This window comes from Pseudomonas sp. PSPC3-2 (assembly GCF_049897085.1).
Classification (GTDB): Bacteria; Pseudomonadota; Gammaproteobacteria; order Pseudomonadales; family Pseudomonadaceae; genus Aquipseudomonas; species Aquipseudomonas paraveronii.
In genome coordinates, this window is record NZ_JAFCVO010000005.1 from 278455 (window position 1) to 293544 (window position 15090).

Below are 15090 nucleotides of genomic sequence, written 5' to 3' on the forward strand. Positions count from 1 at the left end.
TTGCCCCCGATGGCGGTGTGAGAGCCAGCTTATGTGTAACTGTTCCAGCGTTATCGGGAGCAAGCTTGCCATCGCTGTCTTTCAGTCGATGCATCGGTGACTGATCCGCCGCCATCGGGGGCAAGCCCCCTCCCACATAGGATCTGTGGTGTTCATCCATTGTGTGGCAGACGCAGGTTCAGTGTGGGAGGGGGCTTGCCCCCGATGGCGGTGTGAGAGTCAGCTTATGTGTAACTGTTCCAGCGCTATCGGGAGCAAGCTTGCCATCGCTGTCTTTCAGTCGATGCATCGGTGACTGATCCGCCGCCATCGGGGGCAAGCCCCCTCCCACATAGGATCTGTGGTGTTTATCCATTGTGTGACAGACGCAGGTTCAGTGTGGGAGGGGGCTTGCCCCCGATGGCGGTGTGAGAGTCAGCTTATGTGTAACTGTTCCAGCGCTATCGGGAACAAGCTTGCCATCGCTGTCTTTCAGTCGATGCATTGGTGACTGATCCGCCGCCATCGGGGGCAAGCCCCCCCCACACTGAGCCTGCGTTTGACGTTAAGAGGGCGCGCGCTCCGGCTGTGGCTGGCGCTGCGCCACCCAGTATTCCACCAGTTCGCGCAATTGCGACAACTCCACCGGTTTGGCCATGTGCCCGTCCATCCCGGCCTGGCGTGCGCGCTCTTTGTGTTCCGAGAGGATGTGTGCAGTGAGCGCCACCACCGGCGTGCGAATGCGCTGGTGGCTGACTTCCCAGGCCCGTAGCTGCTGGGTCGCGGAGAAGCCATCGAGGATCGGCATTTCACAGTCCATCAACACCAGGTCGTAGCGCTGGGCTTTCATCGCCAGCAGGGCTTCTTCGCCGTTGCTCGCGGTGTCCGGGTTGAGGTTGAGCTTGCCGAGCATGCCGCGGATGACTTTGGTGGAGATGCTGTTGTCTTCGGCCACCAGGATGCGGAAGTCGCTGGGCACGGTGATGGGCGCCGGGATGTTGAGGGGCGCGCGTGGCTGCCCGCCGCCTTTGCTGCGCTGGGTCAGTTCGTCGGCCAGGGTGGTCTTGAGGGTGTAGCCGGCCACTGGCTTGGCGAGGATGCGCTTGATCCCGCAATTGCGCGCAATGATCTTGCTCGGCGCGTTACTGATGCCGGTGAGCATGATCAGCAGGATGTCGTGGTTCAGGCTCGGGTCTTCCTTGATCTTTGCCGCCAGTTGCATGCCGGTCATGCCGGGCATGTTCTGGTCCAGCAGCACCACGTCGAAGTAATCACGCAGGTGCGCCTTGGTGCGCAACAACGCCAGGGCTTCTTTGCCCGACGGCACTGCGCTGACGTTGAGGCCCCAGGCGGTGCATTGCTGCACCAGCACTTTGCGGCAGGTGTCGTTGTCGTCCACCACCAGCACCCGGGCGCCCTTGAGCGGGCCGTCGAGGTCGGAGGTCGGGTGTTCCAGGCGTTCCGGGTCCAGCGGCAGGGTCAGCCACAGGGTGCTGCCCTGTTGCGCGCCGCTCTTGATGCCGAATTCGCCGTTCATCAACAGGATCAACTGGCGCGCGATGACAAGGCCCAGGTGACCGCTCAAGCGGGTGGCCGAGAGGAAGTTCTTACTGTGCAGTTCGCTGTGCAGCAACGCATCGCGTTCGGCGGCTTCCATCGGCAGGCCGCTGTCTTGCACGGCAATGCGCAGGCGCGGCTTGGTGCTGCGCTCGTCGAGGGCGACGACGATCAACACTTCGCCTTCGTCGGTTTTCTGCAGGGCGTTTTCCAGCAGGCTCAACATTGCCTGGCGCAGGCGCGTCGGGTCGCCGCTGATCACCCGCGGCACCTGGGGCTGGATAAAGCTGATCAGCTCGACGTTCTGCTGCTCGGCCTTGGCGCGGAAGATGCTCAGGCAATCTTCGATCAGCGCATTGAGGTCGAATTGCACGTCGTCCAATTCGATCTGTCCGGATTCCAGCTTGGAGATATCGAGGATTTCGTTGATCAGTGTGAGCAGTTCGTTACCGGCGCTGTGGATTGTCTGCACATAGTCGCGCTGCTTTACCGACAACGGCGTGCCCAGCAGCAGCTCGGTCATGCCCAGCACGCCGTTCATGGGGGTGCGGATTTCGTGGCTGATCTTCGCCAGGAACTCGGCCTTGGCGGCGATTTCGGCGTTGCTGGCCGCCAGCTCACGGCTGAGGTTGAAGCGTGCTTCGACGAGGGCGCGTTGGCGCTCGCCCAGGGCCAGGCTCATCAGCAGGCCGCTGAGGCAGATAAAGCCGAGCAGGGTAATGATCAAGCCTTGCGGCGCCAGCCGCGTGAGGCCAAGCAGGGCGGGCAGGATGATCAGTATGCCGATGTTGAACACCACCATCCCCGCCACGAACAACCGCGCCGGCCGGTAGCCTTTTTGCCAGTGATACGCCGAGACAAACAACATGCTCAGGCCGGCCAGGGCCACCAGGGCGTAGGTGATGAAGTTCAGCGGCAAGGTGTTGACGAACAACAGCAACAGGCCGCACAGCACGATCAGCAGAATGTCGGCCATCAACAGTTTGTTCAGCGGGTGCGGGCCCAGGGGCATGAAGAAGCGATAGGCAAACATCAGCCCGCACGGCGCGGTCAGCAGCAGGGCGAGGTAGGCGCCCGGTGTCTGGACCGCGTGCCAATTTTTCAGCCATGGCCCCAGCAGGTTGAGCAGCAACGCCAGGCTGAGCATCAACAGCAATTCGCTGGCCGCCAGCCACAGGCTGCTGCGTGAGCGGTGGTAGGCGAAGCGGGAGAGGTTGTGCAGGATCAGCATCAGCAGGCAGCCGAACAACAGGCCGTAGATCAGCGTCTGGGTCTGGTCGGCGGCGGCGAGTACGGCCGGTTCCAGGGTGATATAGGGGCGCAGTTCGTGTTCCGAGACCAGGCGCAGGTAGACCTCAAGGGGCTTCGGGCTCTGTGGCATCGGCAGCATGAAGTCGCTGCTGGGCAGCGGTCGCTCGGATTGGGGCTGGCGGGTGCCGGTGGTTTGCTGTTCCACCAGGGTGTCGCCATCCAGCACATAGAGGCTCAGGTGGGAAACGTCCGGGGCGAATACCCGCAGCACTTGCTCGTGCTGGCCGGGCTGCAGCTTGAAACGTACCCACAACGCACCCTCCGGCTCGGCGGCGGTGATCCGGTCCAGTTCGGTGGGGCTGAATTGGTTGGTGTAGCGCGGGGAACGAATGTCGCTCAGTTGCAGGTCGGCTTGTTCATCAAGCAATACTGCCCAGCCACTGCCTTGCGCGGCGGCCTGGGTCGGGAGCAAACAGAGCAATGTCAGCAGACTGAGAGTGAAACCTATGGCGATCCTGAGCCAGCGCACGGCGAAATCCCTTCGTAGGTTGATGCACGGGTTAACTATGCGCGGGGTGACCTGAGTACGGCAAGGGCCAGAGGCCCTCACCTAACCGAACGGATAGCGACTTAATGCGTCTCGCCACGTTCACGGGCAATCGCGCGATAGCCGATGTCTTTGCGGTAGAAGCAGCCTTTCCAGCTGATTTTTGCGGCCAGCTTGTAGGCCTGTTGCTGCGCGGCGTCGACACTGGCGCCCATCGCCGTGGCACACAGCACACGGCCACCTGCGGTTACGACCTTGCCGTCCTGGAGCGCGGTGCCCGCATGGAACACCTTGCCTTCCAGCGTCGCCGCCGCGTCCAGGCCTTCAATCACATCGCCCTTGGCGTAGTCGGCAGGGTAACCACCGGCCGCCAGCACAATGCCGACGCTCGGACGTGGGTCCCACTGCGCTTCAACCTTGTCCAGGGCCTGGGCCAGTGCGGCTTCCACCAGCAGCACCAGGCTCGATTGCAGGCGCAGCATCACCGGTTGGGTTTCCGGGTCGCCGAAGCGGCAGTTGAACTCGATGACTTTCGGGTTACCGGCTTTGTCGATCATCAGACCGGCGTAGAGGAAACCGGTGTACACGTTGCCTTCGTCGGCCATGCCACGCACGGTTGGCCAGATCACCAGGTCCATCACGCGTTTGTGCACTTCGCTGGTGACCACCGGGGCCGGGGAGTAAGCCCCCATGCCGCCGGTGTTCGGGCCGCTGTCGCCGTCGCCGACGCGCTTGTGGTCCTGGCTGGTGGCCATCGGCAGGACGTTCTTGCCGTCGACCATCACGATAAAGCTGGCTTCTTCGCCGTCGAGGAACTCTTCGATGACCACGCGCGAACCGGCTTCACCGAAGGCGTTGCCGGCGAGCATGTCGCGCACGGCGTCTTCGGCTTCCTGCAAGGTCATGGCGACGATCACGCCTTTGCCCGCAGCCAGGCCGTCGGCCTTGATCACGATCGGCGCGCCTTTTTCACGCAGATAAGCCAGGGCCGGCTCGATCTCGGTGAAGTTCTGGTAGTCGGCGGTCGGGATCTTGTGGCGCGCCAGGAAATCCTTGGTGAACGCCTTGGAGCCTTCCAGTTGGGCCGCGCCGGCGGTCGGGCCGAAGCAATCCAGGCCGCGGCTGCGGAACAGGTCGACGACGCCGGCAACCAGGGGCACTTCCGGACCGACGATGGTCAGGGAAACGTTTTTCTCGGCAAAGTCTGCCAGTTGTTCCAGCGCCAGCACGTCGATGGCGACGTTTTCGCACTTGGCTTCAATGGCGGTGCCGGCGTTGCCGGGGGCTACGAATACTTTCTGGACGCGTGGGTCCTGGGCAACTTTCCAGGCCAGGGCGTGTTCACGGCCACCGCTGCCAATGATCAAAACATTCATTTCAAAAACCTCTGAGAAACGCTGTGCTTCCCTGTAGGAGCGAGCTTGCTCGCGAAGGTCGTCAACGATAACGAGGGAAACCTGACACCCCGTGGCGTTTTTGAGCTTTTCGCGAGCAAGCTCGCTCCTACAGTCGGGAAGCGGTGCTGTTTAGTGACGGAAGTGGCGCATGCCGGTGAAGACCATGGCGATGCCGGCTTCGTCAGCAGCAGCAATCACTTCGGCATCACGCATCGAGCCGCCCGGTTGGATCACCGCGGTCACGCCAGCGTTCGCGGCATTGTCCAGGCCGTCGCGGAACGGGAAGAACGCGTCGGACGCCATCACCGAGCCCGCAACCTGCAAACCGGCGTGTTCAGCCTTGATCGCAGCGATACGCGCCGAGTTTACGCGGCTCATCTGGCCGGCGCCGACACCGATGGTCTGGCGGTTTTTGGCGTAGACGATGGCGTTGGACTTAACGTACTTGGCCACTTTCCAGGCGAAGATCAGGTCGTTGATTTCCTGCTCGGTCGGCGCGCGCTTGGTCACCACTTTCAGATCGGCGCTGCTGATCATGCCGATGTCGCGGCTTTGCACCAGCAGGCCGCCGTTGACGCGCTTGTAGTCCCAGGCAGCGGCACGTTCAGCCGACCACTCACCGCAGGCCAGCAGGCGCACGTTGGCTTTGGCGGCGACGATGGCGCGGGCTTCTTCGCTGACGGACGGGGCAATGATCACTTCGACGAACTGACGCTCGACGATGGCCTTGGCGGTCTCGGCGTCGAGTTCGCGGTTGAAGGCGATGATGCCGCCGAAGGCCGATTCGGTGTCGGTGGCGTAGGCCAGTTCGTAGGCCTGGCGGATACCGCCTTCAGCGTCCGGGCTCACGGCCACGCCGCATGGGTTGGCGTGTTTGACGATCACGCAGGCCGGCTTGACGAAGCTCTTCACGCATTCCAGCGCGGCGTCGGTATCGGCCACGTTGTTGTAGGACAGTTCTTTGCCTTGCAGTTGGGTCGCGGTGGCGATGCCCACTTCGGCCGGCTTGGCTTCCACGTAGAACGCCGCACTCTGGTGCGGGTTCTCGCCGTAGCGCATTTCCTGGGCCTTGATGAACTGGCTGTTGAAGGTCCGTGGGAACTGGCTGCGACCTTCTGTGCTGAGGGTCTCGGCGGCCTGGTTCACGGTGCCCATGTAGTTGGCGATCATGCCGTCATAGGCGGCAGTGTGTTCGAACGCCTTGAGCATCAGATCGAAACGCTGGGCGTAGGTCAGGCCACCGGCTTGCAGGCTTTCAAGCACCTGGGCGTAGTCGCTGGCGTTGACCACGATGGCCACGTCTTTGTGGTTCTTGGCGGCCGAGCGAACCATGGTTGGGCCGCCGATATCGATGTTTTCGATGGCGCTCGGCAGGTCGCAGCCCGGCTTGTTGATGGTAGCTTCAAACGGGTAGAGGTTCACCGCGACCAGATCGATCGGCTTGATGCCGTGCTCGTTCATGATGGCCTCGTCGATACCACGACGGCCGAGGATGCCACCGTGGATTTTCGGGTGCAGGGTCTTGACCCGACCGTCCATCATTTCTGCGAAACCGGTGTAGTCCGCGACTTCAACTGCGGCCACGCCGTTGTCCTGCAGCAGTTTGAAGGTCCCGCCCGTGGAGAGGATTTCCACACCCAGGGCTTCCAGCCCCCGGGCAAATTCGAGAACCCCGGTCTTGTCGGAGACACTGATCAAGGCGCGGCGGATCGGCAGGCGGGTGGTCTGGTCGGTCATTTCAATTTCCATCAAAAGCAAAGGAGTCAGCAAAAAAGGCGACCGGTGTTACGCGGGCGCCTTTCTGGTCGGATTGAATGCTTACAGCAAATCGTATTGTTTGAGCTTTTTGCGCAAGGTGCCACGGTTCAGACCCAGCAGTTCACTGGCTTTGGTCTGGTTGCCCTTGACGTAGTTCATCACGCTTTCGAGCAAGGGCGCCTCGACTTCGGAGAGCACGAGGTTGTACACGTCCGTGACGGAAGCGCCCTCAAGGTGGGCGAAATAATTGTGCAGCGCCTTCTCGACACTCCCGCGAAGGGTCTGGCCTTCTTCGCTCGGCGTGTTGAGGTGCTGTTTCAAATTGACGTTGTCGCTCACGGGTGTTGTTCCACTCACTAAAGTCTCGGTCATCGTCGTCATGCGGCCACCCCTTCTCCGTCCCCTGTCACCAGGCTCTTGTCACGCTCGCTGAAGTACTCTCGAACGGTGGCGACCTGTGCTTGCGTATCATCCAAACGATTGAACTGGGCGCGAAACTCCCTGGCGCCCGGCAGGGTTGCGAGATACCAGCCGACATGCTTGCGAGCAATGCGTACTCCCATCACGTCTCCATAGAAGACGTGCAGGGCGGCCAGATGCTCTAGCAGAATACGTTCCACCTCGATCAACCCCGGTGCCGGCAGGAGCTCGCCGGTACGCAGAAAATGCTCGATTTCACGAAAAATCCACGGCCGCCCCTGGGCGGCCCGGCCAATCAACAGGCCATCGGCGCCGGTCGCGTGCAGCACGCGCCGGGCTTTCTCGGCTGAGTCGATATCGCCATTGGCAAACACCGGCATCGACACCGCCTGCTTGATCGCGGCAATGGTGTCGTACTCGGCTTCACCGGTGTAAAGGTCGGCGCGGGTGCGGCCATGCACCGCCAGCGCTGAAATACCCGCCTGTTCGGCGATCTTCGCCACCGTCAGGCCATTCTTGTTGTCCCGGTCCCAACCGGTACGAATCTTCAGGGTGACCGGTACATTCACTGCGGCGACAACGGCCTGCAGGATCTCGGTGACCAACTGTTCATCCTTCAACAACGCGGAACCGGCGGCCTTGTTACAGACCTTCTTGGCCGGGCAGCCCATGTTGATATCAATGATCTGCGCGCCCAGCTCCACGTTGGCCCGGGCCGCCTGCGCCAGCATCTGTGCATCGCCACCGGCGATCTGCACCGAGCGGGGCTCGGGATCGCCTTCGTGGATCATGCGCAGCCGCGATTTGCGGGTGTTCCACAAGCTCATGTCGCTGGTGACCATTTCCGAGACTACTAGACCCGCGCCCAAACGCTTGCACAGCTGACGAAAGGGCTGGTCGGTGACTCCCGCCATTGGGGCGAGAATCAAGCCATTGTGCAATGTGTATGGGCCGATGCGTACCGCCGACATAGGACTTCCCTGTTGTGGGGCCGGATCATTAGAGTTCGAAAAAGGGTTGGCATGATACCCGCTCTCGATGACTGGATAAAGGCTGAATTGGATAAAATCTGAACAGTTATTTCTTTATCGCTGCTGGTTTGGTTGCCGGCGGTCCGGTCAATAATCTGCCGTCAAACCTCGGTGACCGAGCCGATTCACTCGGGCGAGTGGAAGCTCAGGCTGTAATTCACGGCTTTGTTGCCGGGGTCGAGGATGTCCAGGGAGATATGGATCGGCGTCTGCGACGGCATTTCGCTGACCCCGGCCAGCTCACCGCTCAGGTACTCGGCGGGCTTGAAGCGACGACTGGCGATCAGGCTGCCGTTCAGGTCGGCAAACCGCAGCTCCAGCAGCGGGAACGGCTGGGAGAACGTCGCGCGGTTGTAGATGATGGCATCCACCACCAGCGCGCCGGCGAATTCCGGGTGGCTGCGCACCACCAGGTTGCTGCTCTTGATGTGCGCGATATCGACCCGTGATGGCACCGTGCAGCCCAGTGTCGGGCACAGTTGCTGGAACCACGGGCGATAGGCGTCCTGGCGCGCCAGGTCGTCGAACTGGTAGGCAATGTACTGGCCAGCGAGGCCGGCGGCGGCGATCAGCACCAGCAGCAGCCAGATCAGGCGACGGCCCCAGCTCGACGGGCGTTTGCCTGAGTACAAGTGCAGCGGGTCATCTTCGAGGTCCTGCAGCAGGTCGTCGTGGGCGCTGGCGGCAGTGCGCGAGCGCTTGCGGCCGGACAGCGGGCGCTCGTCGGGTTCAGGTTCGTCGGCTTCGTCGCTGACAGCGCTCACGGGCGGGTCGAGTTGCTCGTGCTCATCGGCGGGCGTGGCGCGCAGTGGTGGCTCATCGTCGATGTCGTCGGTGTCGAGTGACATTGACGGCTCGGTGCGCTGTTTGGTCGCAGAGGGATTTGCCGGTTCAGGTTCGTCTTCGGGCGCCTTGGCGCGTTCTTCAGGCGGTTCGCTGAACAGGCTGGCGGCCCATTTTTCTTCCTCGGCCTTGATCGTGTCGCGGCTGGCGCTGAGGGCATCTTCCTTTTTGCGCCGGTCGGCGCCTTGACGGCGTTCCGCACCCTGCGGCTGGGTGTGCTGAATCTCGCGGCGTTCCAGCTTTGCCAGCTCTTCGTCCAGGTCCAGGTTGTCCAGGTCCAGCTCTTGGGCTGTCCACTGCTTCTGGCTGATTGCCCGGGGCGCCTCGGCGGCGTGTTCCGCTGTGGCCGGCTGTTCAGGCTTCGGCGCTTGCGCGTGGGCGCGCTGCTCCAGCAACTGGCGCGCAGCGTTGAACACTTGCAGGCACGAGCCGCAGCGCACGACACCGCGTGCCACGTTCAACTGAGCATGGCTGACGCGAAAGCGCGTTTGGCAATGTGGGCACTGGGTGACGAAACTGTCGGTCATGCGGCCATCCGATTCAGGCAAGCGCTCATTCTAGCGCCGACGCCCGCTGATGCGTACCCAGCCATCACGATTGGCGATCGGGTCGAGCTCGAAATCCTGTGCATAGGCGGCGGCAACGTCGTCACCCTGTTCGGCGAGGATGCCCGACAGTGCCAGACGGCCCCCCGGCTTGACCAGGCTCGACAACTGCGGCGCCAGGGCCACCAGCGGGCCGGCGAGGATATTGGCCACCAGCACATCCGCCTGCACCTGGGGCAATTGCTCTGGCAGGTACAGTGGGAATTTGCTTTCAGCAATGTGGTTGCGCCCGGCGTTATCGCGGGAGGCTTCCAGGGCTTGTACGTCGATATCGGTGCCGACGGCTTCCTTGGCGCCCAGCAATAGGGCAGCAATCGCCAGAATCCCCGAGCCGCAGCCGAAGTCCAGCACGTGGCAATCGTTCAGGTCCTGGCCGTCCAGCCATTCCAGGCACAGCGCGGTGGTCGGGTGTGTGCCGGTGCCGAACGCCAGGCCCGGGTCCAGCAGCAGGTTCACCGCCTCTGGTTCAGGCGCGGCATGCCAGCTCGGGACGATCCACAGGCGCTGGCCGAAACGCATCGGCTGGAAATTGTCCATCCAGCTGCGTTCCCAGTCCTGGTCTTCGATGATTTCGCTGTGGTGCTCGGGCAGCGGGCCGCCGGTGAGCAGTTCCATATGGGCCAGGACGGCGGCGGCATCGGTGCCGTCTTCGAACAGGGCCAGCAAGTGGGTGTGGGACCACAGTGGGGTGGTGTTGAGTTCCGGCTCAAAGATCGGCTGGTCTTCGGCGTCCATGAAGGTCACCGAGACGGCGCCCACTTCAAGGAACGCGTCTTCGTAGGTTTCGGCTTGTTCTGGGCTGATGGCGAGACGGACTTGCAGCCAAGGCATGGCGGGCACCTTTGAAAAAATGAGTGTGCAGCGGGGAGGGGCTGCGAAAGCGCGCAAGTTTACGCGAGCGGCGGGCAGAAGACGACTGTGCTGACTGTACGCCGGTCAAATGTGGGAGGGGGCTTGCCCCCGATAGCGGTGGTTCAGTCTCAGATAAGTTGACTGACACACTGCTATCGGGAGCAAGCCCCCTCCCACATTTGGACTGTGTGCATCTTCAAAATAGAGCGCACAGAAACAACAAAGCCGCCCGAAGGCGGCTTTGTTGGGTGGAGCACTTACTGGTTGGCCAGCTTGTGTTCCAGGTAGTGAATGTTCACACCACCTTTGCAGAAGCCTTCATCACGGACCAGATCCCGATGCAGCGGGATGTTGGTATTGATGCCGTCGACCACGATTTCGTCCAGGGCGTTACGCATGCGGGCCATGGCCTCGTCACGGGTGGCGCCCCAGGTGATCAGCTTGCCGATCAGCGAGTCGTAGTTGGACGGAACCTTGTAGCCGCTGTACAGGTGCGAATCGACGCGAACGCCGTTGCCGCCTGGAGCATGGAAATGCTTGACCAGGCCTGGACTCGGGATAAAGGTTTTCGGGTCTTCGGCGTTGATCCGGCACTCCAGGGAGTGGCCGTGGATCTTCACGTCGTCCTGGGTGAAGGACAGCTCGTTACCGGCGGCGATGCTCAGCATCTCCTTGACGATATCGATACCGGTGACCATCTCCGAAACCGGGTGTTCTACCTGTACGCGAGTGTTCATCTCGATGAAGTAGAAACGACCGTTCTCGTAGAGGAACTCGAAGGTACCGGCGCCACGGTAGTTGATGTCGATGCATGCCTTGACGCAACGCGCGAGCACTTCCTCACGGGCTTTCTCGTCCAGGCCCGGTGCCGGTGCTTCTTCCAATACCTTCTGGTGACGACGTTGCAGCGAGCAATCGCGGTCGCCCAGGTGGATGGCGTGGCCCTGGCCGTCGGACAGCACCTGCACTTCCACGTGACGTGGGTTGGTCAGGTACTTTTCCAGGTAGACCATCGGGTTGCCGAACCAGGCAGCCGCTTCGGAGCGAGTCTGCTTGGCCGCTTCGATCAGGTCTTCTTCTTTATGCACCACGCGCATGCCGCGACCACCGCCGCCGCCTGCGGCCTTGATGATCACCGGGTAACCGACTTCGCGACCAATGCGCAGAGCGGTTGTCTCGTCTTCAGGCAGCGGGCCGTCGGAGCCGGGAACGGTTGGCACGCCGGCTTCGATCATGGCGTCCTTGGCCGAGACCTTGTCGCCCATCAGGCGAATGGTCTCGGCTTTCGGGCCGATGAAGGCAAACCCGGACTTTTCCACCTGTTCGGCGAAATCGGCGTTTTCCGCGAGGAAGCCGTAGCCCGGGTGAATGCCATCAGCGCCGGTCACTTCTGCGGCGGCGATGATGTTCGCGACTTTTAGGTACGAGTTCGCGGCCAGTGGCGGGCCGATGCAGATGCTTTCGTCCGCCAGTTTTACGTGCATCAGTTCGGTATCGGCCGTCGAGTAAACAGCGACGGTCTTGATGCCCTCTTCCTTACAGGCGCGCAGGATACGCAGCGCGATCTCGCCGCGGTTGGCGATCAGGACTTTTTGCAGTTTCTTCGCAGGTTTCAACATCGAAGGCGCTCCGCGGTTCAAACGATGGTGAACAGCGGCTGGTCGTATTCAACCGGCTGACCGTTTTCTACCAGGATGGATTCGATGACGCCGGCTTTTTCGGCCGTGATGTGGTTCATCATTTTCATCGCTTCCACGATGCAAATGGTGTCGCCCACTTTCACGGTCTTGCCGACTTCAACGAAGGCTGGCGAGGTCGGTGCCGGGGTGCGGTAGAACGTACCGACCATTGGCGACTTGACCACGAAGCCATTCAGCACAGGCGCGGCCGGGGCGGCAGGCGCGGCGGCAGCAGGTGCGGCAGCCGGAGCAGCGGGTGCCGGGGCTTGCATCTGTGGCGCGTAGAACTGCTGGGCCGGGGTCTTGCTGTGACGGCTGATCCGGACGGACTCTTCGCCTTCCTTGATTTCCAGCTCGTCGATACCGGACTCTTCCAGCAGTTCGATCAGTTTCTTAACTTTACGGATATCCATGAATCATCAACTCCCAAGGGTCGGTCAGGGGCGCTTGGCCGGTTGTTCAAGTTGTTCCAGGGCGGCCTCCAGGGCCAGTCGGTAACCGCTGGCGCCAAGGCCGCAGATCACTCCTACCGCAACGTCGGAGAAGTAAGAGTGATGGCGGAAAGGTTCGCGTTTGTACACGTTCGACAAATGCACTTCGATGAATGGGATGCTCACCGCCAGCAGCGCGTCACGTAATGCAACACTTGTGTGCGTAAAAGCGGCGGGATTGATCAGGATAAAGTCCACGCCTTCGCCGCGCGCGGCGTGGATGCGATCAATTAATTCGTACTCGGCGTTGCTTTGCAGGTACAGCAGATGGTGGCCGGCTTCACGAGCCCGTCGCTCCAGATCGAGGTTGATCTGTTCCAGGGTCACAGTCCCGTAGACGCCCGGTTCGCGGGTGCCGAGCAGGTTCAGGTTGGGTCCGTGAAGAACCAGTAAGGTCGCCATCGGCTGTTCCTTGTTATTGATGTGGGTACGGCAGAACCCGGCGACTATGCCGCAAAGTCTTTATGACTGTCCAGTTCTATGCAGTAGGCTGCACGATTAGCGAGGATTGCGCAAAATTTGTGACCAAGTTGCCCGGCCTGGTCATTGGCAACACGATTTTGAAAACACAGGAGGTCAAATGTGGGAGGGGGCTTGCCCCCGATAGCGGTGGATCAGTTACAGATATTGAGACTGGCACACCGCTATCGGGGGCAAGCCCCCTCCCACATTGGTTCTTCGCATGGCGCTAGATCGGGTCAGACGCGGAAGGCTTGGACGGCAGTGTTGAGTTGGCCGCCCAGCACCAACAGGTGTTCACCCTGGCTGCGGCCCTGGCCGATGCGTAGCAGGTTGTCCTCACCCAGCTGATGAATCCGTTCGCTGTTATCGCGAATCTCACTCACGGCACCGCTCTGCTGCGCGGTCACATCGGCGATGCGCACGGCGGTGTCGGAAATGGTCTGTATCGCTCCGACAATTTCATCCAGCGCGCCGTCGGCCGCTTGTGCTTGCTGGGCGGTGGCTTCGGCGTGTTCGACCTGCGCGCGCATGCCTTCCACCGACTGGCGGGCAGCGGTTTGCAGGCCGGCGATCAGGCCCTGGATTTCGGCGGTGGCGCCTGCGGTGCGTTGGGCCAGGGAGCGCACTTCGTCGGCGACCACGGCGAAACCGCGCCCGGCTTCCCCGGCGCGGGCGGCTTCAATGGCCGCGTTGAGCGCCAGCAGGTTGGTCTGGTCGGCTATCGAGCGAATCACCGTCAACACGCCGCCGATGGTCGCGGACTCTTCGGCGAGTTTCTCGATCATCTGTGCGTTTTGCTGCACTTCGCCGACCAGCGCATGCAGCCCGGTCAGGCTCAGGCCGATCACCCGCTGGCCTTGTTCCACCGCCTGGCCCGCGCTGCGGCTGGCGCCGGCGGCCTGGCTGGCGTCGCCGGCCACCTGCTGGATGGTTGCTTCGAGTTCGCCCAGCGAGTCGCGGATCTGGGCGGTGTCCCCGGCCTGACGCTCGGCGCCGTCGTGTAGGCCGCTGCTCAACTCGGCCAGGGCGCGGCTGCTGCCCGCCACTTCCTCGGCATTGCCGCGAATGGTGCCCACCAAGTCCACCAGATAGGCGCGCAGGCGGTTGAGGGAGGCTTCGATGTCGCGCAGTTCGCGGTTGGTCTTGCCCAGGGCAATCGGCTGGCTGAAGTCGCCTTCGGCCCAGGTCGACAGGGCCGGTGCCAGGTTGGTCAGCACCCGCGCCAGGCGCCGTTGCAGGGTATCGATCAGCAGCGCGATCAGCAGGATCAGGCCGATCATCACCCCTTGCATCAAGCGCACTTCGCCCTGGATCGCGGCGTGTTGCCCACGCACGACCGGCTCCAGGCCTGCGATGGCCTGTTGCACGGCGGCGATTTTCAGTTGGGTGCCGGCGGCCAGGTTGGCGCGCTGCTGGATTTGCTCGCGGGTGCGCTTGAGTTCGGCCGGGTAGCGGGTCAGCAGGCTGTTGAGTTCGCGCTTGAGGTCGACGCCGGTGTCTTGTGTTTCGGCTTTTTCGCTGTTTTCCAGGCCCATCAGTGCCGAAAAGTCATCGGTGTTCGAACCGGCGCTGGCCTTGACCCCGAGTAAGGGCAGTTGCTCCAGCAGGTCGGCCTGGCCACGGATATTGGCGACTTCGCGCTCCACATCATCCGCCAGTTCCGCCCGCCCGCTGCTCACCAGCTTGTCGCGGGCCAGGGACAGCTTGCCCAGGTGCTGCGAGGCCGCCAGCAGCGGCGGCAGGTAGCGCGCCGCGTCGGGCGAATTGGCCCCGCTGGCGTACTGGCTCAGTTGCTCCAGGTTCGCGCCCAATTCGCGCTCGGCTTGCAGCAGCAGCGCTTGCGGGTCGCCGGCCAGTTTGCCGGCGGCGAGCAGGTCGGTTTTGCTGAAGGTATCGAGTTCCATCAGACTGGGGCGCAGGCTTTGCGCGAGGTCGGCAGGCAATTCATCCAAGTGCTGCAGCAGGCTTTCCAGGCTTTGGCTGGCGCTGCTCAGGCGCAGGGCGTCGCCGCTGGCCAGGTAGTCGTCGATATTGCGTGCGGCCTGGTTCTGGAAGGTCTGCGACAACCCCAGGTAGCGTTCCATCAGCAAGTAAGGCCGTTCCAGCGCGCGTTGCGACCACCAGAGCGTCGCCCCGAGTGCCAAGCACACGGCCACTAGAAGGAGGGTGTTGAGATTGGTCAGCAGCTTCAGGCGCATGCGTGGTTTCAACCGACAGC

Annotated in this window: 11 protein-coding genes and 1 pseudogene; 1 reads left to right on the plus strand and 11 read right to left on the minus strand. The window is 62.3% G+C overall.

The window, feature by feature from the left end; genetic code table 11:
- Positions 1-544: 544 nt before the first annotated feature.
- Positions 545-3316, minus strand: coding sequence for a response regulator (locus ACP7CJ_RS11375; protein WP_426100329.1), 2772 nt, complete (start codon positions 3314-3316; stop codon positions 545-547).
- 101 nt (positions 3317-3417) lie between these two features.
- Complete coding sequence (purD, locus tag ACP7CJ_RS11380; protein WP_276196318.1) at positions 3418-4710, minus strand: phosphoribosylamine--glycine ligase; 1293 nt, start codon at positions 4708-4710, stop codon at positions 3418-3420.
- 21 nt (positions 4711-4731) lie between these two features.
- On the opposite strand from purD, the pseudogene ACP7CJ_RS11385 reads away from it, so the two are divergent.
- Positions 4732-4845 (plus strand): annotated as a pseudogene (locus ACP7CJ_RS11385) (outer membrane lipoprotein carrier protein LolA); the annotation flags it as partial.
- A 15-nt stretch (positions 4846-4860) separates the two neighbouring features.
- Here the strand turns inward: ACP7CJ_RS11385 and purH are convergent.
- The 9 genes from purH to ACP7CJ_RS11430 form a co-directional block, all read right to left on the minus strand.
- Positions 4861-6468, minus strand: a complete 1608-nt coding sequence (purH, locus tag ACP7CJ_RS11390; protein WP_426100327.1) for a bifunctional phosphoribosylaminoimidazolecarboxamide formyltransferase/IMP cyclohydrolase — start codon at positions 6466-6468, stop codon at positions 4861-4863.
- An 81-nt stretch (positions 6469-6549) separates the two neighbouring features.
- Positions 6550-6870, minus strand: a complete 321-nt coding sequence (gene fis, locus ACP7CJ_RS11395; protein ID WP_043049474.1) for a DNA-binding transcriptional regulator Fis — start codon at positions 6868-6870, stop codon at positions 6550-6552.
- A complete protein-coding gene (gene dusB / locus ACP7CJ_RS11400; RefSeq protein ID WP_247398770.1) occupies positions 6867-7880 on the minus strand; it encodes a tRNA dihydrouridine synthase DusB in 1014 nt (337 codons plus the stop codon). The genes fis and dusB overlap by 4 nt, the downstream gene beginning before the upstream one ends.
- A gap of 185 nt (positions 7881-8065) precedes the next feature.
- Positions 8066-9310, minus strand: a complete 1245-nt coding sequence (locus ACP7CJ_RS11405) for a DUF3426 domain-containing protein (protein ID WP_276196320.1) — start codon at positions 9308-9310, stop codon at positions 8066-8068.
- A gap of 30 nt (positions 9311-9340) precedes the next feature.
- Positions 9341-10219, minus strand: a complete 879-nt coding sequence (prmA, locus tag ACP7CJ_RS11410; RefSeq protein WP_276196321.1) for a 50S ribosomal protein L11 methyltransferase — start codon at positions 10217-10219, stop codon at positions 9341-9343.
- A 278-nt stretch (positions 10220-10497) separates the two neighbouring features.
- Positions 10498-11859 (minus strand): acetyl-CoA carboxylase biotin carboxylase subunit, encoded by a 1362-nt coding sequence (gene accC / locus ACP7CJ_RS11415; RefSeq protein WP_276196322.1) that lies wholly within the window; start codon positions 11857-11859, stop codon positions 10498-10500.
- A 17-nt stretch (positions 11860-11876) separates the two neighbouring features.
- Positions 11877-12332, minus strand: coding sequence for an acetyl-CoA carboxylase biotin carboxyl carrier protein (accB, locus tag ACP7CJ_RS11420; RefSeq protein ID WP_276196323.1), 456 nt, complete (start codon positions 12330-12332; stop codon positions 11877-11879).
- Between the two features lie 24 nt (positions 12333-12356).
- Positions 12357-12812: a type II 3-dehydroquinate dehydratase gene (gene aroQ / locus ACP7CJ_RS11425; RefSeq protein WP_198865635.1), complete on the minus strand. Its 456-nt coding sequence runs from the start codon at positions 12810-12812 to the stop codon at positions 12357-12359.
- 296 nt (positions 12813-13108) lie between these two features.
- On the minus strand, positions 13109-15070 hold the full coding sequence (locus ACP7CJ_RS11430; protein ID WP_426100325.1) for a methyl-accepting chemotaxis protein: 1962 nt from the start codon (positions 15068-15070) through the stop codon (positions 13109-13111).
- Positions 15071-15090: the final 20 nt, after the last annotated feature.